The sequence below is a fragment of the Pseudomonas sp. GW821-FHT11G12 genome (assembly GCF_058808055.1).
The window spans coordinates 227,500-250,520 of the sequence record NZ_JBXARH010000008.1; the positions used below are offsets into that span (position 1 = coordinate 227,500).

General features: G+C 59.7%; 23 protein-coding genes. 14 read left to right on the forward strand and 9 right to left on the reverse strand.

Annotated elements, in window-relative coordinates; translation table 11 throughout:
• Positions 1–177: 177 nt before the first annotated feature.
• A complete protein-coding gene (gene ettA / locus AC1RR7_RS22615) occupies positions 178–1,842 on the forward strand; it encodes an energy-dependent translational throttle protein EttA (RefSeq protein ID WP_096820851.1) in 1,665 nt (554 codons plus the stop codon).
• A 193-nt stretch (positions 1,843–2,035) separates the two neighbouring features.
• Entirely contained in the window at positions 2,036–3,373 is a 1,338-nt protein-coding gene (gdhA, locus tag AC1RR7_RS22620) for an NADP-specific glutamate dehydrogenase (RefSeq protein ID WP_493066476.1), read from the forward strand.
• Here gdhA and AC1RR7_RS22625 read toward each other — a convergent pair.
• From AC1RR7_RS22625 to AC1RR7_RS22640, 4 genes are all read right to left on the reverse strand, one after another.
• Positions 3,370–3,864 (reverse strand): GreA/GreB family elongation factor, encoded by a 495-nt coding sequence (locus AC1RR7_RS22625; protein WP_493158471.1) that lies wholly within the window; start codon positions 3,862–3,864, stop codon positions 3,370–3,372. The two genes, gdhA and AC1RR7_RS22625, sit on opposite strands and share 4 nt — an antisense overlap.
• Before the next feature lie 70 nt (positions 3,865–3,934).
• On the reverse strand, positions 3,935–4,291 hold the full coding sequence (locus AC1RR7_RS22630; RefSeq protein WP_096820854.1) for a hypothetical protein: 357 nt from the start codon (positions 4,289–4,291) through the stop codon (positions 3,935–3,937).
• Between the two features lie 84 nt (positions 4,292–4,375).
• Complete coding sequence (locus tag AC1RR7_RS22635; RefSeq protein WP_493158472.1) at positions 4,376–6,229, reverse strand: Lnb N-terminal periplasmic domain-containing protein; 1,854 nt, start codon at positions 6,227–6,229, stop codon at positions 4,376–4,378.
• A gap of 95 nt (positions 6,230–6,324) precedes the next feature.
• Positions 6,325–6,813 carry a DUF3015 domain-containing protein gene (locus AC1RR7_RS22640; protein WP_025108775.1) on the reverse strand — a complete coding sequence of 163 codons (489 nt, stop codon included), beginning with the start codon at positions 6,811–6,813 and terminating at the stop codon, positions 6,325–6,327.
• 319 nt (positions 6,814–7,132) lie between these two features.
• Between AC1RR7_RS22640 and AC1RR7_RS22645 the strand changes: the two genes are divergently transcribed.
• Positions 7,133–9,571 (forward strand): Lon protease family protein, encoded by a 2,439-nt coding sequence (locus AC1RR7_RS22645; RefSeq protein WP_096820856.1) that lies wholly within the window; start codon positions 7,133–7,135, stop codon positions 9,569–9,571.
• 243 nt (positions 9,572–9,814) lie between these two features.
• Positions 9,815–10,144 carry a PA4575 family protein gene (locus AC1RR7_RS22650; RefSeq protein WP_085732860.1) on the forward strand — a complete coding sequence of 110 codons (330 nt, stop codon included), beginning with the start codon at positions 9,815–9,817 and terminating at the stop codon, positions 10,142–10,144.
• 10 nt (positions 10,145–10,154) lie between these two features.
• On the opposite strand, the gene AC1RR7_RS22655 is transcribed toward AC1RR7_RS22650, so the two are convergent.
• Positions 10,155–11,984, reverse strand: coding sequence for a hypothetical protein (locus tag AC1RR7_RS22655; protein ID WP_493066478.1), 1,830 nt, complete (start codon positions 11,982–11,984; stop codon positions 10,155–10,157).
• A gap of 162 nt (positions 11,985–12,146) precedes the next feature.
• On the opposite strand from AC1RR7_RS22655, the gene AC1RR7_RS22660 reads away from it, so the two are divergent.
• The 3 genes from AC1RR7_RS22660 (at position 12,147) to bamJ (ending at position 13,820) form a co-directional block, all read left to right on the forward strand.
• Positions 12,147–12,635 (forward strand): TIGR00645 family protein, encoded by a 489-nt coding sequence (locus AC1RR7_RS22660; protein WP_096820858.1) that lies wholly within the window; start codon positions 12,147–12,149, stop codon positions 12,633–12,635.
• A gap of 135 nt (positions 12,636–12,770) precedes the next feature.
• Positions 12,771–13,076 (forward strand): DUF6482 family protein, encoded by a 306-nt coding sequence (locus AC1RR7_RS22665; protein WP_096820859.1) that lies wholly within the window; start codon positions 12,771–12,773, stop codon positions 13,074–13,076.
• 126 nt (positions 13,077–13,202) lie between these two features.
• Positions 13,203–13,820 (forward strand): BamJ family beta-barrel-assembly machinery protein, encoded by a 618-nt coding sequence (gene bamJ, locus AC1RR7_RS22670; RefSeq protein WP_096820860.1) that lies wholly within the window; start codon positions 13,203–13,205, stop codon positions 13,818–13,820.
• 49 nt (positions 13,821–13,869) lie between these two features.
• On the opposite strand, the gene AC1RR7_RS22675 is transcribed toward bamJ, so the two are convergent.
• From AC1RR7_RS22675 to AC1RR7_RS22685, 3 genes are all read right to left on the reverse strand, one after another.
• Entirely contained in the window at positions 13,870–14,127 is a 258-nt protein-coding gene (locus tag AC1RR7_RS22675; RefSeq protein ID WP_039771721.1) for a PA4570 family protein, read from the reverse strand.
• A gap of 207 nt (positions 14,128–14,334) precedes the next feature.
• Complete coding sequence (locus AC1RR7_RS22680; RefSeq protein WP_007950963.1) at positions 14,335–14,676, reverse strand: zinc ribbon domain-containing protein YjdM; 342 nt, start codon at positions 14,674–14,676, stop codon at positions 14,335–14,337.
• Positions 14,677–14,801: 125 nt separating this feature from the next.
• On the reverse strand, positions 14,802–15,770 hold the full coding sequence (locus AC1RR7_RS22685; RefSeq protein WP_102621104.1) for a polyprenyl synthetase family protein: 969 nt from the start codon (positions 15,768–15,770) through the stop codon (positions 14,802–14,804).
• A 239-nt stretch (positions 15,771–16,009) separates the two neighbouring features.
• On the opposite strand from AC1RR7_RS22685, the gene rplU reads away from it, so the two are divergent.
• The 5 genes from rplU (at position 16,010) to AC1RR7_RS22710 (ending at position 19,765) form a co-directional block, all read left to right on the forward strand.
• Positions 16,010–16,324, forward strand: coding sequence for a 50S ribosomal protein L21 (gene rplU / locus AC1RR7_RS22690; protein ID WP_007950961.1), 315 nt, complete (start codon positions 16,010–16,012; stop codon positions 16,322–16,324).
• 34 nt (positions 16,325–16,358) lie between these two features.
• Positions 16,359–16,616, forward strand: coding sequence for a 50S ribosomal protein L27 (gene rpmA / locus AC1RR7_RS22695; protein ID WP_016773121.1), 258 nt, complete (start codon positions 16,359–16,361; stop codon positions 16,614–16,616).
• A gap of 193 nt (positions 16,617–16,809) precedes the next feature.
• Positions 16,810–18,033 carry an Obg family GTPase CgtA gene (gene cgtA / locus AC1RR7_RS22700; RefSeq protein ID WP_493158473.1) on the forward strand — a complete coding sequence of 408 codons (1,224 nt, stop codon included), beginning with the start codon at positions 16,810–16,812 and terminating at the stop codon, positions 18,031–18,033.
• A gap of 137 nt (positions 18,034–18,170) precedes the next feature.
• Positions 18,171–19,289 (forward strand): glutamate 5-kinase, encoded by a 1,119-nt coding sequence (proB, locus tag AC1RR7_RS22705; RefSeq protein ID WP_102621103.1) that lies wholly within the window; start codon positions 18,171–18,173, stop codon positions 19,287–19,289.
• An 11-nt stretch (positions 19,290–19,300) separates the two neighbouring features.
• Complete coding sequence (locus tag AC1RR7_RS22710) at positions 19,301–19,765, forward strand: CreA family protein (RefSeq protein ID WP_102621102.1); 465 nt, start codon at positions 19,301–19,303, stop codon at positions 19,763–19,765.
• 117 nt (positions 19,766–19,882) lie between these two features.
• Here the strand turns inward: AC1RR7_RS22710 and rpsT are convergent, their stop codons facing one another.
• A complete protein-coding gene (gene rpsT, locus AC1RR7_RS22715) occupies positions 19,883–20,155 on the reverse strand; it encodes a 30S ribosomal protein S20 (RefSeq protein WP_003228351.1) in 273 nt (90 codons plus the stop codon).
• Between the two features lie 252 nt (positions 20,156–20,407).
• Between rpsT and murJ the strand changes: the two genes are divergently transcribed.
• Together murJ and ribF are read left to right on the forward strand one after the other, a co-directional pair.
• Positions 20,408–21,946, forward strand: coding sequence for a murein biosynthesis integral membrane protein MurJ (gene murJ / locus AC1RR7_RS22720; RefSeq protein ID WP_096820864.1), 1,539 nt, complete (start codon positions 20,408–20,410; stop codon positions 21,944–21,946).
• 129 nt (positions 21,947–22,075) lie between these two features.
• A complete protein-coding gene (gene ribF / locus AC1RR7_RS22725) occupies positions 22,076–23,014 on the forward strand; it encodes a bifunctional riboflavin kinase/FAD synthetase (protein WP_007959537.1) in 939 nt (312 codons plus the stop codon).
• The last annotated feature ends 7 nt before the right edge of the window (positions 23,015–23,021 follow it).

A 23,021-nucleotide genomic window follows, 5' to 3' on the forward strand; every position in this document is an offset into this window, starting at 1 on the left:
TGGACTGCCACCGGTCATTCAGGTAGCTTTGCCGGTTACGCGGGAGCGTTCCAGCTCCTAGAATCAGACTTTTTTCAGCGCGCACGCATTGATCACCATCAAGTGAACGACGCGCATGGTCTGGCCGGGCATCGCCTGCGCTCCAATCATTCATCTGTCACTGACCCAAGGTTCTCCATGGCTCAATACGTCTTCACCATGCATCGGCTGGGCAAAGTTGTTCCGCCGAAGCGGGAAATCCTGAAAAACATTTCTCTGTCCTTCTTCCCGGGCGCCAAGATCGGCGTACTCGGTCTTAACGGTTCGGGCAAGTCCACGCTGCTGAAAATCATGGCCGGCGTCGACACCGAATTCGAAGGCGAAGCGCGCCCGATGCCGGAACTGAACATCGGTTATCTGCCGCAAGAGCCGCAACTCGATCCGACCAAGACCGTGCGTGAAGTGGTCGAGGAAGCGGTCAGCGTGATCAAGGACGCCCAGGCCCGCCTGGACGAGGTCTATGCCGCTTACGCCGATCCGGACGCCGACTTCGACAAGCTGGCCGCTGAACAGGCCAAGCTCGAAGCGATCCTGCAGGCCAGCGACGGTCACAACCTGGAGCGCCAGCTGGAAGTCGCCGCCGATGCGCTGCGTCTGCCGGCCTGGGACGCGAAAGTGGAACACCTGTCCGGTGGTGAAAAACGTCGTGTGGCCCTGTGCCGTCTGCTGCTGTCCGCCCCGGACATGCTGCTGCTCGACGAACCGACCAACCACCTGGACGCCGACTCCGTTGCGTGGCTCGAACACTTCCTGCACGACTTCCCGGGCACCGTGGTCGCGATCACGCACGACCGTTACTTCCTGGACAACGTTGCTGGCTGGATTCTGGAACTCGACCGCGGCGCGGGCATTCCGTACGAAGGCAACTACTCGGGCTGGCTGGAAGCCAAGTCCGATCGTCTGGCGGCCGAATCCAAGCAACAATCGGCTCACGAAAAAGCCATGAAGGAAGAACTGGAGTGGGTGCGCAAAGGCGCCAAGGCCCGCCAGTCGAAATCCAAGGCTCGTCTGCAACGCTTCGAAGAAATGCAATCGCAGGAATTCCAGAAGCGTTCGGAAACCAACGAGATCTACATCCCGGCCGGTCCGCGCCTGGGCGACAAGGTCATCGAATTCAAGAACGTCACCAAGGGCTACGGCGATCGCGTACTGATCGACAACCTGTCGTTCTCGATGCCGAAAGGCGCCATCGTCGGCGTGATCGGTGGTAACGGTGCCGGTAAATCGACCCTGTTCCGCATGCTGATGGGCAAGGAAACCCCGGATTCCGGCACCATCGAAGTCGGCGAAACCGTGCAACTGGCCTGTGTGGACCAGAGCCGCGAAGACCTCGACGGCAGCAAGACCGTGTTCCAGCAGATCTCCGACGGTTCCGACCAGATCCGCATCGGCAACTACGAGATCCCGTCGCGTACCTACGTCGGTCGCTTCAACTTCAAGGGCGGCGATCAGCAGAAGTTCGTCAAGGACCTGTCCGGTGGTGAGCGCGGTCGTCTGCACCTGGCGCTGACCCTGAAGGAGGGCGGCAACGTCCTGCTGCTCGACGAACCGTCCAACGACCTCGACGTTGAAACCCTGCGTTCCCTGGAAGAAGCCCTGCTGGACTTCCCGGGCGCTGCCATTGTGATCTCTCACGATCGGTGGTTCCTTGACCGCGTCGCGACGCACATCCTGGCGTACGAAGACGACTCGCAAGCGGTGTTCTTCGAAGGCAACTACACCGAGTACGAAGCCGATCGCAAAAAGCGTCTCGGCGAAGCAGCGGCCCAGCCACACCGGGTACGCCACAAGAAACTGGCCTGATCACAGGTTGGTTGCATGAAAAAGCGGAGCCTTCGGGCTCCGCTTTTTTTTGCCTGCAATCCGCCGTGATTTATAGCGTGTGTACTATTTGTTTTCATAAATGCGACATTTTTGTCTGTTGCTGTGTACATGTCGTTTGTTACAGTCCGGCTCAATCTCTTCCAACGACAACAAATTTGCCGAGACTTTTCCCATGATCGAATCCGTCGAATCCTTCCTCGCCCGTCTGAAAAAACGCGATCCGGATCAACCCGAATTCCACCAGGCCGTCGAAGAAGTCCTGCGCAGCCTGTGGCCGTTTCTCGAAGCCCATCCGCACTATCTGACCTCGGGAATTCTGGAGCGCATCTGCGAGCCGGAGCGGGCGGTGGTGTTCCGCGTGTCGTGGGTCGACGATCAGGGCAAGGTGCAGGTCAATCGCGGTTTCCGCATCCAGATGAACAGCGCCATCGGTCCGTACAAGGGCGGTTTGCGCTTCCATCCTTCGGTGAATATGGGCGTGCTGAAATTCCTCGCCTTCGAACAGACCTTCAAGAACTCCCTGACCTCGTTGCCCATGGGCGGCGGCAAGGGCGGTTCGGACTTCGATCCGAAGGGCAAGAGCGACGCCGAAGTCATGCGTTTCTGCCAGGCATTCATGAGTGAGTTGTACCGCCACATCGGTGCCGACGTGGATGTGCCGGCCGGCGATATCGGTGTCGGCGCACGGGAGATCGGTTTCCTGTTCGGCCAGTACAAACGCCTGAGCAACCAGTTCACCAGCGTGCTGACCGGCAAGGGCATGACCTACGGCGGCAGCCTGATCCGCCCGGAAGCCACCGGTTTCGGTTGTGTTTATTTCGCCGAGGAAATGCTCAAGCGCCGCGAGCAGACCGTCGAAGGCAAGCGTGTGGCGATCTCCGGTTCCGGCAACGTTGCCCAGTACGCGGCCCGCAAGGTGATGGATCTGGGCGGCAAGGTGATCTCCCTGTCCGACTCCGAAGGCACGCTGTACTGCGAGGCAGGCCTGAGCGAAGAACAGTGGCTGGCGCTGCTGGAACTGAAGAACGTCAAGCGTGGGCGGATCAGCGAACTGGCGGCGGCATTCGGCCTGGAGTTCCGCGCCAGTCAGTTGCCATGGTCGTTGCCGTGCGACATCGCACTGCCATGCGCCACCCAGAACGAACTCGACGCCGAAGCCGCCCGCACCTTGTTGCGCAACGGCTGCGTGTGTGTGGCCGAAGGCGCGAACATGCCGACCACCCTTGAGGCTGTGGATATCTTTATCGAGGCCGGCATCCTGTTCGCGCCGGGCAAGGCATCGAACGCGGGCGGCGTGGCGGTCAGCGGTCTGGAGATGTCGCAGAACGCCATGCGCCTGCTGTGGACGGCGGGCGAGGTGGACAGCAAGCTGCACGCGATCATGCAGTCGATCCACCACGCTTGCGTGCATTACGGTGAGGAAAACGGGCGGATCAACTACGTCAAAGGCGCGAACATCGCCGGCTTCGTCAAAGTCGCCGACGCGATGCTGGCGCAGGGCGTGGTTTAAGGCAGATCGATGCGGATCACTTCGATCAGTTGATTGCCGGCCGGGCGCTGCCACAGCACTTCGTCGTTGAGCCGGGCGCCGAGCAGTGAGCGGCCCAGCGGTGAGGCCCAGTTGATCAGGCCGTTGGCCGCATCGGCCTGATCTTCACCGACCAGTTGCACACGGCGCTCGGTGGCGTGTTCATCGGCGTATGTCACCCAGCTGCCGATCTGCACCTTGTCGGTCGAGGTCGGGGCGAGCGCGACCTGGGCGCTGCCGACCCGCTGATTGAAATAACGCAAATCCCTTTCGAGATCGGCCAGGCGCTGTTTGTCGGCCTGCTCGCCCATGGCCGCCTGTTCGGCGTGCAGGGTTTGCAGCTCGGCGACTTTCGCCTGCAACTGGGCGAGTCCTTGTGGCGTGACGTAATTGGGCTGGTTGCTGACCTGCCGTTCGACCGGCTGATCAGCCTGCGCGGCGGCATTGTCTTCGTTGACGAAAGCACGGCTCATGGTGACCTCCTGTGACAACCGTTGGGCCATGGTCGCAGGCAATGAGTTTCACTGGATGTCTGGAAACGACCTACTGCGAGCGATAAGCCCGCGCGGCGCCCTGATCCTTCTGTTGCTGCCAGGCCCGTTCGCGCTCGTCCCAATGTTCGTTGCGATAGTCTTCGCGGTCCTTGTTTTCCAGCATCGCCTGACACTGACGGAAGCCGTCGCTCCAGCCTTCGGCGTATTGCTTGTCCTTGAGATAGCGCGGCACGTTCTTGCGAAACTCGCCGCTGATCGAACCGGCCGCCTGACGACCGCTGATGCAACCGTCATCGAAACCGTCGGCGAACGCCGGTGGATAACCCTTGGCGATCAGGTCTTCGTGGGTGCTCTGACAGCCACCCAGCAACAGCAACACGCCCACAAAACCCGCACACCGCCACATCACACTCTCCCGCGCCGTTATCCGGCTGATAGGGAAAGTCTAGAAGCGGATTCGTCGATGAGGCGTGAAAGAAAGATCAAAACCTCAGTAGTGATACCACTTCACCTCAAGCATCACTTCGGTCTCCGGCGTTGCCAGATGGCTGAACTCACGCTGGGCGCTGAGGCGCAGGCCGAGGTTGCGGGATAACTCCCACTGCTGGTTCAGGCTCAGGCTGCGGCGCACTTCGCCATTGAAGAAGTAATCGCCTTTGGCCTCCACACTGAGATTGCCCAACGGGTTTTTCCACAGCACACCGGTATTGAAACCGCCTGCGGGGGAAACGAACCCGGCGAAATCATTGTTGTGTTCAACACGCACGGTGCCGAGCGCAAACCCCAGTACATCATCACCCAGCGCCCAAGTGCCGCCACCGCCACCGTTGACATGGCTGACCAGGGTTTCGTCGTCATGCTTGCCCGGCACTCGCTCCAGACCGCCGGTGACTTGCCACGACAGCGGCTGCAACAGCGCATTGCGCGGCGTCAGCGAGCGGATGGTCGCCAGATCCAGCTGCTGGAACTGCCAGTGATTGCCTTCGTACTGGCGCAGCTTCATTTGCAGGATTTCGATCTGCGCGCCGAGGGGGAAACTCTCGGCGTTGTCGTTGAGATCGTGGTAGGCCATACGCAAGCCGTACTCGCCGAACGCGCGGTCACCGCGAGTGCCGAGACCGGCCTGCCAGGTGCGGGATTCGTGGCCGTCCTCGGGTAGGCCCGGCTGCGGGATTTGCAGCTCCGGCGCCGGGTTCTTGTTGATTGCCCGCAGCAGTTCGAAACTGCGCTGCGCTCGCTGTGGATCACGCTCCTGGCCGTTGGCGCGGTAGCGTTCCAGCCGATACGCGGCGTCGATGATCAGCGCCTGCCGGTCGCGGGGCAGGGACTTGAAGGCCGGATCCTGTAATTGCTGTTGGTCGGCGCTGACTTTCAGCACCTGGTCCTGTTCCTCGCCGGTCAGGGGCTCGGCGCGGCTGAGCAATTCACGCTCGCGGGACGGGCGGTATTCGATGTGCTCCACCAGTCCGGCTTCCTTCACCGCTTTGACCGTGTCGGTGGGGATCGCGGTCAGCGGGAATTGCTCGGTCAGGCGCAGACTCGGACGCGCGACCTGCAACAGTTCGAGCAGGCGATAGGAGCAGTTTTCATCGAAGAAAAAGTAGTCGAACTGGATCTGCTTCAGCTCCCACACATGCTCGACCATCCGTGCGGTTTCGGCTTGCGTCAGGTTGAGCCGGTATTCCCACAGGTCGCGGTTTTCCAGGCTGCGGTATTCCGAGAGTTTTTCCTGATAGGGCACCAGCGCGAACAGTCCCGGATATCCGCCCATCAGGCCTTTCCAGGCATACAGGATGCTGTTGTCCGAACCTTCGATGTAGGCGCCGAAGTTGATCGCGTAGCTGAGCAGCGAGGTCTTGTCGCTTTGCACGTCAGCCTGGTCGATGCGCAGCAGGGTGTGACCGAACATCGACGACGGGCTGTTGAGGTAGGCCGCCGGGAAAATCATCACCGCGCTGTGAGGCGAGACGTCCTTGAACCATTTCTTGAAGTCGGTGCAGTCCGGCGTTGGCAGGTCGCTCAGGTTGAGTTGATCTTTCAGCCAGCGCGTGCGCGCCGGGTAGACGCACTGCGCGTGTTGCTCGCCGAGACTGGCCGGGGCGTACAGCGCCTGGACGGTGGCGGCCAGTTCGTGGTCGGGGTGCTCGTTGCCGTCGGGGGCGAGGAAGAACTTCTTGTCGCTGACGTAACTGCGCCAGCCGCCGAGTTTGGCGGTTTCGTAGTGGCCGAGGGAAATCCAGAAACGATCTTTGGCCAGTTGCTGCAAACGTTGAGGGTCGATGTGGGGCGCGGCGGACAGCGGGGCGCAGACACACAGCGCCAGCCAGGCAAGGCGTTTGAGCATAGGTGGCAACTTAAGTCGAAAAAAACAAAAGACCCAAAGAGGGGCGGGCCGAAAAAACAAAACCCGCTTCCCGAAAGAAGCGGGTGGGGTCGAGCTTAAGCCTGAGTCGCGTACTTGGCCAGACGAGGGTCTGCTTTCAGGACGGCCAGGGTGTTGGTATGCACGTCTTCGGCGGTCACGTCAGCCTTGCTGAAGATCTGCTGGAAGTGCTCGTGAGTGACGGCGGCGAAGTGCGCACGGTCTTCCGGCGCCACGCCCAGTACCACGGCATAGGTCGTCAGCGCTTCGCCGTTGCCTTTTGCCATGTCTTCGGACAGCTCGTTCATCATGCCATTCATGGCAAACCAGGATTTGCCGCCATAGGTCAGCGACGCGTTGGTGGAGCAACCGTTGGTGCCGGAAGTCATGCCGAACGTCGCGTTGCCGGAGGTGCCGTTAGTGGTGGATGCCAGGAAGTGAGCCGGGGTGCCACGCTGACCTTCGAACAGCATGTTGCCCCAACCGCAATCCGGACCGCCTGGCGCCTGAGCCATGGCGTTGAGTGATACAACGGTGAAGAGAGTACCGAGAAGAATCCGTTTCATAGCTTTGTTCTCTTTGTGTGCATACCAATGGACAGGGTTCTGGCCCCGCTCTCTACCGAAAAACGCCGCTTGGCGATTTTTCGTACAGACCTTGTGGCGCCAGTGGGCCGGTATTAGTTCCAGCCGCGCAGTTTGGAGTTTAGGCACGTTCCGGCGGTTCCGTGATTTTTTGCACAATATTTGGAATAAACCCCGGTTCCATGGGCCCGGCCGCGGGGATGACCGGTTGTCTATGCTTTGTCGTGTGGCGCGCCTTGCCAGTGGGGCACGGGCAGCGCCAGAATGCCGCTATCTGCCCCGCCTGTGTTAAGGAAGCCCGATGCCTGATCCTGTTGCTGCCAGCTTGCGTCTAGCGCCCGAAGCGCTGACCCGTCCGTTTTCCGCTGAACAGTTCAGCTTCACTACCACCAATGATCTGGAGCCCTTTCGCGGTGTGCTTGGCCAGGAACGTGCGGTCGAAGCCTTGCAGTTCGGTGTGGCCATGCCACGCCCCGGTTACAACGTATTCGTCATGGGCGAGCCCGGCACCGGCCGTTTCTCGTTCGTCAAACGCTACCTGAAGGCCGAAGGCAAACGCCTGCAGACCCCGGCGGACTGGGTCTACGTCAACAATTTCGACGAACCGCGCGAACCTCGCGCCCTGGAGTTGCCGTCGGGCACTGCCGCTGCGTTCATCGGTGACATCAACGGCTTGATCGACAACTTGCTGTCGACTTTTCCCGCCGTGTTCGAACACCCGTCCTACCAGCAGAAGAAAAGTGCCATCGACCGCGCCTTCAACCAGCGCTACGACAAGGCGCTGGACATCATCGAGCGTCTGGCCCTGGAAAAAGACGTCGCCCTGTACCGCGACAGCAGCAACATCGCGTTCACGCCGATGCTCGAAGGCAAGGCGCTGGACGAGGCCGAATTCGCCCAACTGCCGGAAGCCGAGCGCGAGCGTTTTCACGAGGACATTTCCGGCCTCGAAGAGCGCTTGAACGAAGAACTCGCGAGCCTGCCGCAATGGAAGCGCGAGTCGAGCAATCAGTTGCGTCAGCTCAACGAAGAAACCATCACGTTGGCCCTGCAACCATTGCTTTCGCCGCTGTCGGAAAAGTACGCGGAAAATGCGGCGGTCTGCGGTTACCTGCAAGCCGTGCAGGTTTACCTGCTGAAAACCGTGGTCGAGCAACTGGTCGATGACAGCAAGACCGATGCGGTCGCACGCAAGCTGCTGGAAGAGCAATACGCGCCGAGCCTGGTGGTCGGGCATCCGAGCAGCGGCGGTGCGCCGGTGGTGTTCGAGCCGCATCCGACGTATGAAAACCTGTTCGGTCGTATCGAATACACCACCGATCAGGGCGCGCTTTACACCACGTATCGCCAGTTGCGTCCGGGTGCGCTGCACCGCGCCAACGGTGGTTTCCTGATCCTTGAAGCGGAAAAAATGCTCGGCGAGCCGTTCGTGTGGGATGCGCTCAAGCGCGCCCTGCAATCGCGCAAGCTGAAAATGGAATCGCCACTGGGCGAGATGGGCCGTTTCGCCACCGTGACGCTCAATCCGCAGTTCATTCCGTTGAATGTCAAAGTCATCATCATCGGTGCGCGGTCGCTGTACTACACGTTGCAGGACCTCGATCCTGACTTCCAGGAGATGTTCCGCGTCCTGGTGGACTTCGACGAAGACATCCCGATGGTCGACGAAAGCCTGGAGCAGTTCGCCCAGTTGCTGAAAACCCGTACTTCGGAAGAAGGCATGGCGCCGCTGACCGCCGACGCGGTGGCGCGTCTGGCGACCTACAGTGCGCGTCTGGCTGAGCACCAAGGGCGTTTGTCGGCGCGTATCGGTGATCTGTTCCAGCTGGTCAGCGAGGCGGATTTCATTCGGCATCTGGCCAACGATGAAATGACCGACGCCGGCCACATCGAGCGCGCCCTGAAGGCCAAGGCCACTCGCACCGGCCGGGTGTCGGCGCGAATTCTCGACGACATGCTGGCGGGGATCATCCTGATCGACACCGATGGCGCGGCGGTCGGCAAGTGCAACGGCCTGACCGTGCTCGAAGTCGGCGACTCAGCGTTCGGTGTGCCGGCGCGGATTTCCGCCACGGTGTACCCGGGCGGCAGCGGCATCGTCGACATCGAGCGTGAGGTCAACCTCGGTCAGCCGATCCACTCCAAGGGCGTGATGATCCTCACCGGGTATCTGGGCAGCCGTTACGCCCAGGAATTCCCGCTGGCGATTTCCGCGAGCATCGCGCTGGAGCAATCCTACGGCTACGTCGATGGCGACAGTGCGTCCCTGGGCGAGGCGTGCACGCTGATTTCGGCCTTGTCGAAAACCCCGCTCAAGCAATGCTTTGCGATCACCGGTTCGATCAACCAGTTCGGTGAAGTGCAGGCGGTGGGCGGGGTCAACGAGAAGATCGAAGGCTTCTTCCGCCTCTGCGAAGCACGCGGGCTGACGGGCGAGCAGGGCGCGATCATTCCGCAAGCCAACGTGGCCACGCTGATGCTTGATGAAAAGGTGTTGGCGGCGGTGCGCGCAGGGCAGTTCCACGTTTACGCGGTGCGTCAGGCGGACGAAGCGTTGAGCCTGTTGGTGGGTGAGCCTGCCGGTGAGCCGAACGAAGAGGGCGAATTCCCGGAAGGCAGCGTCAACGCACGGGTGGTGGAGCGTCTGCGGGTGATTGCCGAGATGATCAGCGAAGAAGACCTGAAAGAAGCCGAGAAGGAACTGGCGCAGGAGGCGCTGGCCGAGGCCAAACCAGCTTAAGTCAGACTGCAGTCAAAAAAATGGGAGCCTGGTGCTCCCATTTTGTTTTGTCGCGAACGTCGGCAAAAGTGCCATCACTCTGGCGTCAATATTCACACAATGACCATTCGGCGCCTTCTGGTTCTGTGCGGCTTGCGCGGCGGACTTTTCTTCTATTCTCTGCTCAAGGACATCGACAGTATCACGGGATCGAAACAGCCCTTCAGCAAGGGCTGAACACCGGCTTTACCGAGGGTCGCCGCCATGTCGCGCAACCTCTGCCTCACCCGTCAGTGCCTGGGTCTCGTGACCCGTATCGAATGCGCCATCAAGCCGTTGGCCGGCGATAACGGCATGTGGACATTGCTCTTCGCCGCCGGCATGGCCGGTGAACAACCTTCCGCCATCAAGGCTCAGGGCCCGTTTCATGGGCCGATCGCCGCCGAATCGATCCTCGATACCATCGTCGAAAGTCTGACGATGCACGGCTACGAGCTGGCCAATGATCCGCAGATCTGGTCCTTGCACCTGCAAGCCCAGCTACGGCAGATCAACGGTGGACGTGGGCGCAGCATCGGCGTTTTTGACCACTAGCTAGCGCCGATCATGGCGCAGCACCTTGTGTGTGGGCCTTGTCGAGTTTGACCTCAAAGCCGTACTGCACGGTGGCGAGGTCGGTTCGCTGATAGGTTTCCACGTGCGTCGGGCGGCCGTAGAAATAATGCACGCCGAACAGCGCCGGGCCTTCTGCGCTCGTGTCGTGGCTGACCGAAAGAATCTGTTTCAGGTAGTTGCCACTGTCGTCCTTGACGAAGAATCGCCATTCGTTGGCCGGGAACAGTTTCAGATCCACCACCAGTGCGTTGTTCCTGATTTCCAGGCCTTTGGGCAACGCCTTGGCTTCGAAGGCCTGCTTCTCCACCGTGGCCAGAAACAGCGGCATCGAGCCGACGGCAATCGCCGGGGTTTCCGGGAACAGGTTCAAGTCATAGGTGATGGTCGCCTGCAGCGGGTCCACCTGATAGGCCTCGGCCGGCAGTTCGATCGGTTCGTTGAGTTTGCCGCTGGTTTTTTCGGTGAAGAACGTCACCGGGCTTTCGCCGGGGGCCAGGTCGTCGCCCAGCAGTTCGTCATTGAAGGTTTTGCGGTGATCGAACTCGATGCGCGCGGCACTGGGCTCCTCCACTGACTGGCGGATATGGATGCTTTTTTTCAGCTCGTCCTCGGTCAGTGACGCACCTTTGAGCCAGTTGGGCGCCTGGTCGTCGTAGACGGTGATCGCCAGATCCAGCGGTTGCACGGTTTTCGCCGTGGTGTGCGAGTCGAACTCGCGGACCGGCAGGTCCAGTGGCTTGCGGGTGACGGTGGCTTCGGAAAAGTCCAGAACGCTGACTTCGAGGGTATCGATCGGGCCGTTGAAGTAGACCTTGTTGTAGCGGCGCGGATGCTGTTGCTCGAAGGCGTGCTGGTCGTCGTTCAATTGTTTTTCCAGTGCTTCGCTCCAGGCTTTTTGCTGTTGCAGGTGCACCAGTTGTTTTTGATAGAAGCCGACCTGCTCGGGGCTCTCGTTGATGGCGCCGGCGCGCACCAGGTACTGGCCGGTCGTGTCACGGGCCTGGACGATCAGCGGATTGAGCGGGGTGTTGGCGACTTCCGGGGCGAGCGGCAGGCTGTTGCTGAACTCGACTTCGGCGTAGTTCTTTTCCAGCTTCAGCAGGGTCACGCTGAGGTTGGCGTCAGTTCGGGTCTGGCCGATGTCCTTTTTGCCCAGATCGAAACTGTGCAGGCGTTTCGGGGCGATGACTTCAACCTGGCCTTGCAGGCTCACGGGGCGCGGCCGGGTTTTCTTGTCGACATCCAGGCCTTCGATGAACGGGTAGGTCACGGTCAGGTCATCGGGGTTGGTGACGTTGGAACTGGACGGGCTCAACTGAATGCCCGGATCGGTTTCCGACCATTCCGGCTGGTAGGCGATCACCCGCTTGTTGCTCAACGTCACCGATTGCCATTCCACGCCGTGGGGGAACAGGAACCCGCCGGGAATGTTGAGGTTGAAGGGGAACACCGGTTGCAGGTCGGTGAGGTAATCGGAGCTGGCATCCTTGTGCAGCACGAACAGGCCGTTGATGAAGGTGTCGACCAGCGCCTGAGGCGTCGGGTAATGCTTGAGCACGCCGAGGGCGTCTTCGCCGTATTCGGTTCTGGGCGGTTTGTTGTCGAGTCGTTGCTGCGCGCGCTCCAGCAGCAGTAACGAGCCGCCAAGTTCGGTCACGGCATCCTTGAGTTTCGGGTCGGTGATCGCGTCCAGGGACTGTTCGAACTGTGCAGTCTTTTCTTCGAGGCTGAGCGGGTGTTTTTCCTCACCGGGCGAGCAGCCGCCGATCATCAGGGCGAAGCAAATTCCGGCAGTCGTTAACGGCAATCGCACATCCATTTCCAGTCGTCCTGTCCACTGTCGCTGGGCTGTCAATGGTTTGGACACTAGCAGAAAAACTTTGTCACACACACGCAGGTAGCGGATTTCCGGGCGGTTTCTGGCTGTCATGGGGGACTGGTATACTCGCCGCCGATTACAACCCCCCTTGTGTGAGAGTCAATGGAACGCTTTATCGAAAATGCAATGTACGCCTCGCGCTGGCTGCTGGCGCCGATCTATATCGGGCTGTCTCTCGGGCTGCTGGCGCTGGCATTGAAATTCTTCCAGGAAGTGTTTCATGTCATTCCCAACGTGTTCTCCATGGCCGAGTCCGAGCTGATTCTGGTGCTGCTGTCGCTGATCGACATGGCGCTGGTGGGCGGTTTGCTGGTGATGGTGATGATTTCCGGCTACGAGAACTTCGTGTCCGAGCTGAACATCGACGAAGGCAAAGAGAAGCTCAGCTGGCTGGGCACCATGGACTCCTCGTCGCTGAAGATGAAAGTGGCGGCGTCGATCGTGGCGATTTCCTCGATCCATCTGCTGCGGATCTTCATGGATGCCAAGAACGTCGATCCCGAGCATCTGATGTGGTACGTGATCATCCACATGACTTTCGTGATCTCGGCGTTTGCCATGGGTTATCTGGACAAACTCACCAAGCACTGATGAGTTGTCAAAGGCTGTAACAAAACCGCCCGTCTGTTGCGAAACAGACGGGCGGTGTCGTTTATGGCTTGTGCTTTGTAGCGCCGAAGCATATCCCTGTAGGCGTCCCGGCTCGCCACTGTGTGAGGTGCGTTCATGAACCTGCAAGAATTGAATGCGTTTGCCATCGCCAAGAAGGTCGATGAGTTGAACCTGATCTCCATGGAGGGTGGCATCTATCTGCTGGAGGCGCGCATGCATGGCGCGGCATACCCGCTGAGTGATCCACAGGGCAAGATGCTGATGCTGCGCTCGGTGGAGCATGCGCGGGATGTACTCCACAGCTTTCCGGTGCTGCCGTTCAACCTTGTGCACACCTCGGTGCACGATGAAATGTGCGGTCTGGGCGCCAGCGGTGAAGAAAGCCTGAAAGTACCGCTGGCCTGGCGCTCGGCACTGTAGGCCCGAGGGTCTGATCAATGCCGGAACAACTGTGCTAGTCTGCTCGCCCTTTTGGTTCCGGGCGCGCCGGGACGCGCTGTGCACGCACGGCATGTCCTGAGGCCGTCCGCACAGCGGAGCAGTGTCATGTCCGAAGTAAATCTGTCCACCGACGAAACCCGCGTCAGCTACGGTATCGGCCGTCAGCTGGGTGACCAGCTGCGCGACAACCCGCCACCGGGTGTCAGCCTGGACGCCATCCTGGCCGGTCTGACCGACGCATTCGCCGGCAAGCCAAGCCGTGTGGGTCAGGACGAATTGTCCGCCAGCTTCAAAGTGATCCGCGAAATCATGCAAGCCGAAGCCGCTGCCAAGGCTGAAGCCGCCGCTGGCGAAGGTCGTGCGTTCCTGGCTGAAAACGCCAAGAAGGACGGCATCACCACTCTGGCTTCCGGTCTGCAATTCGAAGTGCTGACTCAGGGCGAAGGCGCCAAGCCATCCCGTGAAGACACCGTGCGTACTCACTACCACGGCACGCTGATCGACGGCACCGTATTCGACAGCTCCTACGAGCGTGGCCAGCCTGCTGAATTCCCGGTTGGCGGCGTGATCGCCGGCTGGACCGAAGCCCTGCAACTGATGAATGCTGGCAGCAAATGGCGTCTGTACGTGCCGAGCGAATTGGCTTACGGCGCTCAAGGCGTTGGCAGCATCCCGCCGCACAGCGTTCTGGTGTTCGACGTCGAGCTGCTCGACGTTCTGTAATCCCGTTACCCTGCACAAGCGTGGCTTGTGCAGGGTTTCTCCGCCGTTCTCATACTTCGATCTTGTGATGCAGCTCACTGGTCGGGCGCAACGCCCGGGCATAGCAGAACAGGAACAGATTGCGCACCAGCTCCTTGAGCACCAACGGTTCACTGGAACTCAGGCCGCTGACGTCCAGATCCCCTTGATCCTGCAACTCGTGCAGGGCTTCTTCTTCCAGCACCGCGCAGACTTCACCGGTTTCCCGATGCAGAATCCTGAGGTACGGGTGCGGGCGATCCAGCCAGGCGTCGATCAAATAAGTCATGGTTCTCATCTCCATTGAAAGGGTTTCAATGAGAATAATTCTTATTCGTCAAATAGCAAGCGTCTATTGGCGGTTTGTGATTTTTTGCGGGTAAAGATTGCGTAAGGTCAAAACGACTGGCGTTTGGCTATTGCGTGTTTTTGCTGAGGATAGCGGGGGAGGGTGAAGCTCCATCCCACGACGGGCGCGGGATGGAGGACAGCATATTCAGACTTTTCTGACGAACTCGGATTTGAGTTTCATCGGGCCGATGCCGTCGATCTTGCAGTCGATGTCGTGGTCGCCGTCACACAGGCGGATGTTCTTGACCTTGGTGCCGACCTTGACCACCAGCGAGGTACCTTTGACCTTCAGGTCTTTGATCACGGTGATGGTGTCACCGTCCTGCAGGACGTTGCCGACCGAGTCTTTCTTCACGGCATCATCGGACGCCACTTCGGCTTCGCCGCCGGCAGACCACTCGTGGGCGCACTCCGGGCACACCAGTTGGGTGCCGTCTTCGTAGGTGTATTCGGAATTGCATTTCGGGCAGGGTGGCAACGTGCTCACTAAGGCTCCTTGGAGAGGGGGTCGTTAAAAGTCGCACATTGTATAAGGTTTTAGCCGCAGATGGCAGGCAACAAAAAACCGCAGGCTCCGACGGAGGCTGCGGTTTCTTGATGACAAGGCGTTGATCAGTGCGTGCGGGCGACCGCGAACTCGCTCAATTCAACCAGTGCATCGCGGTATTCGCTGGCCGGCAGCGTTTCGAGGCACTTGATCGCACGGGCCACGTAGTCACGGGCCAGCTGTGCGGTGTATTCCAGAGAGCCGGACGCTTCCACGGCGATGCGGATGCTTTCCAGGTCTTCGATTCCGCCTTTCTGGATCGCCTGGCGTACCAGTGCGGCTTGCTCCGGCGTGCCTTCGCGCATGGTGTAGATCAGCGGCAGGGTCGGCTTGCCTTCGGCCAGATCGTCACCGACGTTCTTGCCCAGGGTTTCGGCGTCGCCCTTGTAGTCGAGCAGGTCGTCGACCAGCTGGAACGCCACGCCCAGGTGATCACCGAAGGTGCGCAGGGCTTCGCTCTGCTCGGCGGTCGCACCGGCCAGTGCCGCGGCGCTGTGGGTCGACGCTTCGAAAAGCATCGCGGTCTTGCCGCGGATGACTTCCATGTAGGTTTCTTCGGTGGTGCTGGCGTCGCGAACCTTGGACAACTGCAGCACTTCGCCTTCGGCGATGATGCGCGTGGCCTGGGACAGGATCTTCATCACCGGCATCGAACCCAGTTCGACCATCATTTCGAACGAGCGCGAATACAGGAAATCGCCGACCAGCACGCTCGGGGCGTTGCCCCACATGGCGTTGGCGGTCGAACGGCCACGGCGCATGCCGGACATGTCGACCACGTCGTCATGCAGCAGGGTGGCGGTGTGCAGGAATTCAATGGTGGCGGCCAGCAGGCGCATGTCGTCGCCTTCGCGACCCAGGGCCTTGCCACACAGCAGCACCAATAAAGGACGCAGGCGTTTTCCGCCGGCCGACGTGATGTAATCGCCGATTTTCGATACCAGCGGCACTCGGGAAGTCAGCTGCTTCTTGATGATGCCGTCGACGGCGCTAAAATCGTCCGCCACCGCGCGGTAGAAAGCTTGGGGTTGCATCAGCGACAGGTGCTCCAGAAGGGTTGCGCGGCATGCTAGGACCCACGTCCGGGCCTGTCAAGGCGCGATGGACGGCCACTTGCATGACTCTTGTAGCTTGCGTACAATCGCGCACCCTGAACTTCCTGGGCAGCACCTGCCTTACGCAATTGCAATCGGGCCTCCAGCCCAATGCAGCCATGCCAGCCAATACCTCTTCTTATAAAGAGCTGGGTGAGCAGGATTATCGGAGAAATACCATGTCTTATGCAGTAATCGTTACTGGTGGCAAGCAGTACAAAGTTGCACCAGGTGAATACCTGAAGATCGAAAAACTGGAAGTCGCTACTGGCGAATCCGTAACTTTTGATCGCGTTCTGTTGGTTGCCAATGGCGACGACGTGAATATCGGCGCTCCAGTTGTTGCTGGCGCTACCGTTGTGGCTGAAGTGATCTCCCAAGGTCGTCACGATAAAGTTCGCATCATCAAGTTCCGTCGTCGTAAGCACCACATGAAGCGTATGGGCCACCGCCAGTGGTACACCGAGATCAAAATCACCGGTATTCAGGCTTAATTTCAGCCTAATTCCTCACTAGGAGAATTGACTCATGGCACACAAAAAAGCTGGTGGTAGTACCCGTAACGGTCGCGACTCAGAAGCCAAACGCCTTGGCGTGAAGATGTATGGCGGCCAGGTCATCAAGGCCGGCAACATCATCGTGCGTCAGCGCGGCACCCAATTCCACGCTGGCTACGGCGTTGGCATGGGTAAAGATCACACCCTCTTCGCGAAAATCGAAGGCGTGATCAAGTTTGAAGTAAAAGGCGCCTTCGGTCGTCGTTACGTGAGCGTAATCGCAGCCTAACTGCGAGAGTGCTGGAGAAGCCCTGTCTTGCGACGGGGCTTTTTCGTTTGTGGGGTGAGTCTCTTGCAAAGCTGTTTGTATGGGCTGCCGGCGTGCGATGCAGGTCGTGGATTGGGGTCGCTGCGCTCATTTTTGCAAGAGTCTTATGTCTTGATTGTTTTTCGGCTCGTCCGTACGGCGAGAGGCGTTGGTTATGAAGTTTGTTGATGAAGTATCGATTCGCGTAAAAGCTGGCGACGGTGGCAATGGCGCCATGAGTTTCCGTCGGGAAAAATTCATTGAAAACGGTGGCCCGAACGGCGGTGACGGCGGTGACGGCGGTTCCATCTTCATGATGGCCGACGAAAACCTGAACACCCTGGTGGACTACCGCTACACCCGGCATTTCGACGCCGAGCGTGGTTCCAACGGCGGCAGCACCGACTGCACCGGCAAGAAGGGTGAAGACCTGATCCTGCGCGTGCCGGTCGGCACCACGGTAATCGACTCCGCCACCCAGGAAGTCATCGGTGACCTGACCAAGGCCGGTCAGAAACTGATGGTGGTTCAGGGCGGCTGGCACGGTCTGGGCAACACTCGTTTCAAATCCAGTACCAACCGTGCGCCGCGTCAGACCACGCCGGGCAAGCCGGGCGAGCAGCGCGACCTGAAACTGGAAATGAAGGTTCTGGCCGACGTGGGTCTGCTGGGTCTGCCGAACGCCGGTAAAAGTACCTTTATCCGTTCGGTATCGGCTGCCAAGCCGAAAGTCGCCGACTACCCGTTCACCACGCTGGTGCCAAACCTGGGTGTGGTCAGCGTCGATCGCTGGAAAAGCTTCGTCATTGCCGACATTCCGGGTCTGATCGAAGGGGCTTCCGACGGTGCCGGTCTCGGTATCCGCTTCCTCAAGCACTTGGCGCGTACCCGTCTGCTGCTGCACCTCGTGGACATGGCGCCGCTGGATGATGCCAGCGCACCGGATGCTGCTGAAGTGATCGTCAACGAGCTGATCAAGTTCAGCCCGTCGCTGGCTGAGCGTGATCGCTGGCTGGTGCTGAACAAGTGCGACCAGATCCTTGAAGAGGAGCACGATGCTCGCGTCAAGGAAATCGTCGATCGTCTGGAATGGACTGGTCCGGTCTATGTGATCTCGGCCATCTCCAAGCTGGGTACCGAGCGTCTTTGCCACGACATCATGCGTTACATGGAAGATCGTGCCGATCGCCTGGCCAATGACCCGGCCTACAAGGAAGAGCTGGCCGATCTCGATCAGCGCATCGAAGACGAAGCCCGTGCTCAGTTGCAGGCGCTGGATGACAAGCGTGCCCTGCGTCGCAGCGGCGTGAAGTCGGTCCACGACATCGGCGACGATGACTGGGGCGAAGAAGATGTGGATGACGAAGACGGTCCGGAAATCATTTACGTGCGTGACTGATTCGTTGAAGTAAACTTAAGCGCCGCTCAATCGAGCGGCGTTTTAGTATCTGGAAATCGATCGTTGGTCACGAATAACCACGAATAATGTCATGGGCAGTGCCAGGTCGCGCTGCCCTCAAGCTAAGGTTGAAGATGATGCGGAGCAAGGTGACGGGTGCGCAGCGTTGGGTCGTGAAGATCGGCAGCGCTTTGCTGACAGCGGATGGCAAAGGGCTCGATCGTGCGGCAATGGGTGTCTGGGTCGAGCAGATGGTGGCCTTGCATGAGGCTGGCGTCGAGTTGGTGCTGGTGTCCTCCGGGGCGGTGGCGGCCGGCATGAGCCGTTTGGGCTGGACCACGCGACCCAGTGCGATGCACGAGCTCCAGGCCGCTGCTGCAATCGGTCAGATGGGCTTGGTGCAGGCCTGGGAATCGAGTTTTGCCGAGCATGGCCGGCACACCGCGCAGATTCTCCTGACCCACGACGACCTGTCCGATCGCAAGCGCTACCTGAACGCCCGCAGCACCTTGCGTGCGCTGGTCGAGCTGAAGGTCATCCCGGTGATCAACGAAAACGACACTGTGGTCACCGACGAAATCCGTTTCGGCGACAACGACACGCTCGCCGCGCTGGTGGCCAACCTGGTCGAGGCTGATCTGCTGGTGATCCTGACGGATCGCGACGGCATGTTCGATGCCGATCCGCGCAACAATCCCGACGCGCAATTGATTTACGAAGCGCGCGCCGATGATCCGAGCCTGGATGCGGTGGCGGGTGGCACTGGTGGTGCGTTGGGTCGTGGTGGCATGCAGACCAAGCTGCGTGCGGCGCGTCTGGCGGCCCGTTCCGGGGCGCACACCATTATTGTCGGTGGGCGTCTGGAGCGAGTGCTTGATCGTCTGAAGGCGGGCGAGCGCATTGGTACGCTGCTGTCGCCTGAGCGCGGCATGCTGGCGGCGCGCAAGCAGTGGCTGGCCGGGCATCTGCAAACCCGTGGCACACTGGTGCTGGATGATGGTGCGGTGTCCGCGTTGTCCCAGGGCAACAAAAGCTTGCTGCCGGTCGGCGTCAAGTTGGTGCAGGGCAGTTTCCGTCGCGGCGAAATGGTGGTTTGCGTGGCGCCGGACGGTCGTGAAATCGCCCGTGGCCTGGCCAACTACAGCGCGCTGGAAGCACAAAAAATCATCGGTCAGTCGTCAGATGCGATTGTCGGTTTGCTGGGTTACATGGCTGAGCCGGAACTGGTTCACCGTGACAACCTGATTCTTGTTTGAGGAAACGCGCAATGCGCATGGCAAAAGGATTGTTGGGCTTGCTGATGGCGTTGCCATTGCTGGCCTCGGCCGAGGAAATCGGCCAGGTATCGACGGTGTTCAAGTTTGTCGGGCCGAACGACCGGATTGTGGTCGAGGCGTTCGATGATCCGAAAGTCGAGGGTGTGACCTGTTATCTGTCGCGCGCCAAGACTGGTGGCGTGAAGGGTGGTTTGGGGTTGGCCGAGGATCGTGCCGAGGCGTCCATTGCTTGTCGTCAGGTGGGTTCTATCAACTTCAAGGGTGAGTTGAAGGATGGCGAAGAGGTGTTCAAGGAGCGTACTTCGCTGGTGTTCAAGACCATGCAGGTGGTGCGTTTCCTCGACAAGAAGCGCAATACGCTGGTTTATCTGGTCTATAGCGATCGCCTGATCGAGGGTAGTCCGCAGAATGCGGTGACAGCGATCCCGATTCTGCCGTGGGCGCCAGTCCATTAATTTGGACGTAAATAAAAAGGGGAGCCGGTTGGCTCCTCTTTTTTTTTGCGTTGTTTTCAGCAAATCGCAGGCAATAAAAAACCGACCCTGAGGTCGGTTTTTTAATGACTACGTCGCTTAGGCAGCTTCTTTCAGTGCCTTGACGTGGCCATTCAGACGGCTCTTATGACGAGCAGCCTTGTTCTTGTGGATGATGCCTTTATCGGCCATACGGTCGATAACTGGCACAGCCAGAACGTATGCAGCTTGAGCTTTTTCAGCGTCTTTTGCGTCGATGGCTTTAACTACATTCTTGATGTAGGTACGAACCATGGAACGCAGGCTGGCGTTGTGGCTGCGACGCTTCTCAGCCTGTTTTGCACGTTTTTTGGCGGAAGGTGAGTTGGCCACCGTCGAGCTCCTCGAAAGACTTTTTAGGAAATAGCAAACAAAATAGGCCGCGAATCATGCCGATGAGTTGAAGTCTTGTCAAGGGCGCTTGAAACGTTCCGCTAAGTGGTAGGTGTGGTGCGACGGGATATTTCTTTCCGGCGTGTGACCTGTAAACTCGCGAGCTTTGGCTCTGTGCTGTTGCGGCGCGGAGTATCGCACAAGTAGGCGCATTGTTCGCCTGCTGTTTATCGACAGGCACAAATTCCTTCAATGAATCTGCTCAAATCGTTGGCCGCCGTCAGCTCTATCACGATGCTTTCCCGGATTCTCGGGTTTGTCCGCGACACGCTCATTGCGCGTACATTCGGCGCCGGAATGGCGACAGACGCCTTCTTTATCGCTTTCAAACTGCCCAATCTGCTGCGGCGAATCTTCGCCGAGGGTGCATTTTCCCAGGCGTTTGTGCCGATTCTTGCCGAATACAAAAGTCAGAAGGGTGAGGAGGCGACCCGTACCTTCATTGCCTATGTGACGGGACTTCTGACGCTGGTTCTGGCGCTGGTGACGGCGCTGGGCATGATTGCCGCGCCCTGGGTGATCTGGGCCACCGCCCCCGGTTTTGCCAACACACCGGAAAAATTCCAGCTGACCTCTGACCTGCTGCGAGTGACCTTCCCCTATATATTGCTGATCTCCCTGTCGTCTCTGGCGGGTGCGATTCTCAATACCTGGAACCGTTTCTCGGTGCCGGCGTTCGTGCCGACCCTGCTCAACGTCAGCATGATCGTGTTTTCGCTGTTCCTGACGCCGTACTTCGATCCACCGGTCATGGCCCTCGGCTGGGCGGTGCTGGTCGGTGGCCTGGCGCAGTTGCTTTATCAACTGCCGCACCTGAAAAAGATCGGCATGCTGGTGCTGCCACGCCTGAATCTGCGCGATACCGGTGTCTGGCGGGTGATGAAGCAGATGTTGCCGGCGATCATCGGTGTCTCGGTCAGCCAGATTTCCCTGATCATCAACACCATCTTTGCCTCGTTCCTGGTGGCGGGCTCGGTGTCGTGGATGTACTACGCCGACCGCCTGATGGAATTGCCGTCCGGCGTGCTGGGTGTGGCGCTGGGCACGATTCTGCTGCCGACATTGGCCAAGACCTACGCCAGCAAGGACCGTCACGAGTACTCGCGGATTCTCGACTGGGGCCTGCGCCTGTGCTTCGTACTGGTGTTGCCGTGTGCGTTGGCGCTGGGGATTCTGGCCGAGCCGTTGACGGTTTCGCTGTTCCAGTACGGCCAGTTCAGCGGGTTTGACGCCGCCATGACCCAGCGCGCGTTGATTGCCTACTCTGTCGGTCTGCTCGGCATTATCGTGATCAAAGTGCTGGCGCCGGGCTTCTATGCGCAACAGAACATCCGCACACCGGTAAAAATTGCAATCTTCACCCTGGTGGTCACGCAGTTGTTCAACCTGGTGCTGATCGGTCCGCTGGCGCACGCCGGGCTGGCGTTGGCGATCAGCGCCGGCGCCTGTCTGAACGCCGGGCTGCTGTTCTATCAACTGCGCAAGCAGCAGATGTATCAACCGCAGCCGGGCTGGCTGAAGTTCGGTTTCAAGCTGGTGGTCGCCGTGGCGGTGATGTCGGCGGTGCTGTTGATCGGCATGCATTTCATGCCCGCGTGGGATCAGGGCCACATGCTGGAACGCTTCCTGCGCCTGGGCGCGTTGGTGGTTGCCGGCGTGGTGGCGTATTTCGGCATGTTGCTGTTGCTCGGTTTCCGCCTGCGCGACTTCAATCGCAAGGCGTTGAGCTGAGGTTTTACCCCTGAAAAACGGGCGCGAGCCGGCAGTTTTGTCGGCTCGATCACTTTGGGTTACGGTGTTGCCTGTCGTCTGTCGCCGGGTGTGGTTATAATCGGCCACTTTATGAGCAAGAAGCGCGTTATGCAGCTGGTTCGAGGCCTTCACAACTTGCGCCCCCAGCATCGGGGCTGCGTCGCCACTATTGGCAACTTTGACGGTGTTCACCGTGGTCACCAGGCCATCCTGGCCCGACTGCGTGAGCGTGCGCTCGAGTTGGGCGTACCCAGCTGCGTGGTGATTTTCGAGCCGCAGCCACGGGAATTCTTTGCCCCGGAGACCGCGCCGGCGCGTCTGGCCCGGTTGCGCGACAAGCTGCAACTGCTGGCCGCCGAAGGTGTTGACCGGGTCTTGTGCCTGGCCTTCAACCAGCGCCTGAGCAAGCTCAGTGCCAGTGAATTCGTCGACACCATCCTCGTTGATGGCCTCGGCGTGCAGCATCTGGAAGTCGGTGACGATTTCCGTTTCGGCTGCGACCGTCTCGGCGATTTCGATTTTCTGTTGCAGGCCGGGCAGGTTCACGGTTTTACCGTGGAAGCCGCGCAAACCGTCGAGCTGGATGGCATTCGTGTCAGCAGCACTCAGGTGCGCAATGCGTTGGCCGCCGCCGATTTTGCTTTGGCTGAGCGTCTGCTCGGCCGCCCGTACCGGATTGCCGGTCGCGTGCTGCATGGCCAGAAACTGGCCCGCCAACTGGGTACGCCCACGGCGAACATTCAACTGAAGCGCCGTCGCGTGCCGTTCACCGGGGTTTACCTGGTCGACGTCGACATCGACGGCAAGACCTGGCCCGGCGTCGCCAATATCGGCGTGCGGCCCACGGTGCAAGGTGATGGCAAGGCCCACCTTGAAGTCCATCTTTTAGATTTTGCCGGCGATCTGTATGACCGGCGTTTGACGGTGGTTTTCCACCAGAAGCTGCGTGAAGAGCAGCGTTTCGCCTCCCTGGAGGCATTGAAAACGGCGATCAGCGCGGATGTCGCCGCCGCCCGTGCACTAGCCGCACCTAGCGCCCATCGCTAATGAAGAG

What these genes read in the sequence shown, in the direction of transcription:
- ettA (WP_096820851.1), top strand. Translation starts at nt 178, where the DNA reads ATGGCTCAATACGTCTTCACCATGCATCGGCTGGGCAAAGTTGTTCCG.
- gdhA (WP_493066476.1), top strand. Translation starts at nt 2,036, where the DNA reads ATGATCGAATCCGTCGAATCCTTCCTCGCCCGTCTGAAAAAACGCGAT.
- AC1RR7_RS22625 (WP_493158471.1), bottom strand. Translation starts at nt 3,864, where the DNA reads ATGAGCCGTGCTTTCGTCAACGAAGACAATGCCGCCGCGCAGGCTGAT.
- AC1RR7_RS22630 (WP_096820854.1), bottom strand. Translation starts at nt 4,291, where the DNA reads ATGTGGCGGTGTGCGGGTTTTGTGGGCGTGTTGCTGTTGCTGGGTGGC.
- AC1RR7_RS22635 (WP_493158472.1), bottom strand. Translation starts at nt 6,229, where the DNA reads ATGCTCAAACGCCTTGCCTGGCTGGCGCTGTGTGTCTGCGCCCCGCTG.
- AC1RR7_RS22640 (WP_025108775.1), bottom strand. Translation starts at nt 6,813, where the DNA reads ATGAAACGGATTCTTCTCGGTACTCTCTTCACCGTTGTATCACTCAAC.
- AC1RR7_RS22645 (WP_096820856.1), top strand. Translation starts at nt 7,133, where the DNA reads ATGCCTGATCCTGTTGCTGCCAGCTTGCGTCTAGCGCCCGAAGCGCTG.
- AC1RR7_RS22650 (WP_085732860.1), top strand. Translation starts at nt 9,815, where the DNA reads ATGTCGCGCAACCTCTGCCTCACCCGTCAGTGCCTGGGTCTCGTGACC.
- AC1RR7_RS22655 (WP_493066478.1), bottom strand. Translation starts at nt 11,984, where the DNA reads ATGGATGTGCGATTGCCGTTAACGACTGCCGGAATTTGCTTCGCCCTG.
- AC1RR7_RS22660 (WP_096820858.1), top strand. Translation starts at nt 12,147, where the DNA reads ATGGAACGCTTTATCGAAAATGCAATGTACGCCTCGCGCTGGCTGCTG.
- AC1RR7_RS22665 (WP_096820859.1), top strand. Translation starts at nt 12,771, where the DNA reads ATGAACCTGCAAGAATTGAATGCGTTTGCCATCGCCAAGAAGGTCGAT.
- bamJ (WP_096820860.1), top strand. Translation starts at nt 13,203, where the DNA reads ATGTCCGAAGTAAATCTGTCCACCGACGAAACCCGCGTCAGCTACGGT.
- AC1RR7_RS22675 (WP_039771721.1), bottom strand. Translation starts at nt 14,127, where the DNA reads ATGACTTATTTGATCGACGCCTGGCTGGATCGCCCGCACCCGTACCTC.
- AC1RR7_RS22685 (WP_102621104.1), bottom strand. Translation starts at nt 15,770, where the DNA reads ATGCAACCCCAAGCTTTCTACCGCGCGGTGGCGGACGATTTTAGCGCC.
- rplU (WP_007950961.1), top strand. Translation starts at nt 16,010, where the DNA reads ATGTCTTATGCAGTAATCGTTACTGGTGGCAAGCAGTACAAAGTTGCA.
- rpmA (WP_016773121.1), top strand. Translation starts at nt 16,359, where the DNA reads ATGGCACACAAAAAAGCTGGTGGTAGTACCCGTAACGGTCGCGACTCA.
- cgtA (WP_493158473.1), top strand. Translation starts at nt 16,810, where the DNA reads ATGAAGTTTGTTGATGAAGTATCGATTCGCGTAAAAGCTGGCGACGGT.
- proB (WP_102621103.1), top strand. Translation starts at nt 18,171, where the DNA reads ATGCGGAGCAAGGTGACGGGTGCGCAGCGTTGGGTCGTGAAGATCGGC.
- AC1RR7_RS22710 (WP_102621102.1), top strand. Translation starts at nt 19,301, where the DNA reads ATGCGCATGGCAAAAGGATTGTTGGGCTTGCTGATGGCGTTGCCATTG.
- murJ (WP_096820864.1), top strand. Translation starts at nt 20,408, where the DNA reads ATGAATCTGCTCAAATCGTTGGCCGCCGTCAGCTCTATCACGATGCTT.
- ribF (WP_007959537.1), top strand. Translation starts at nt 22,076, where the DNA reads ATGCAGCTGGTTCGAGGCCTTCACAACTTGCGCCCCCAGCATCGGGGC.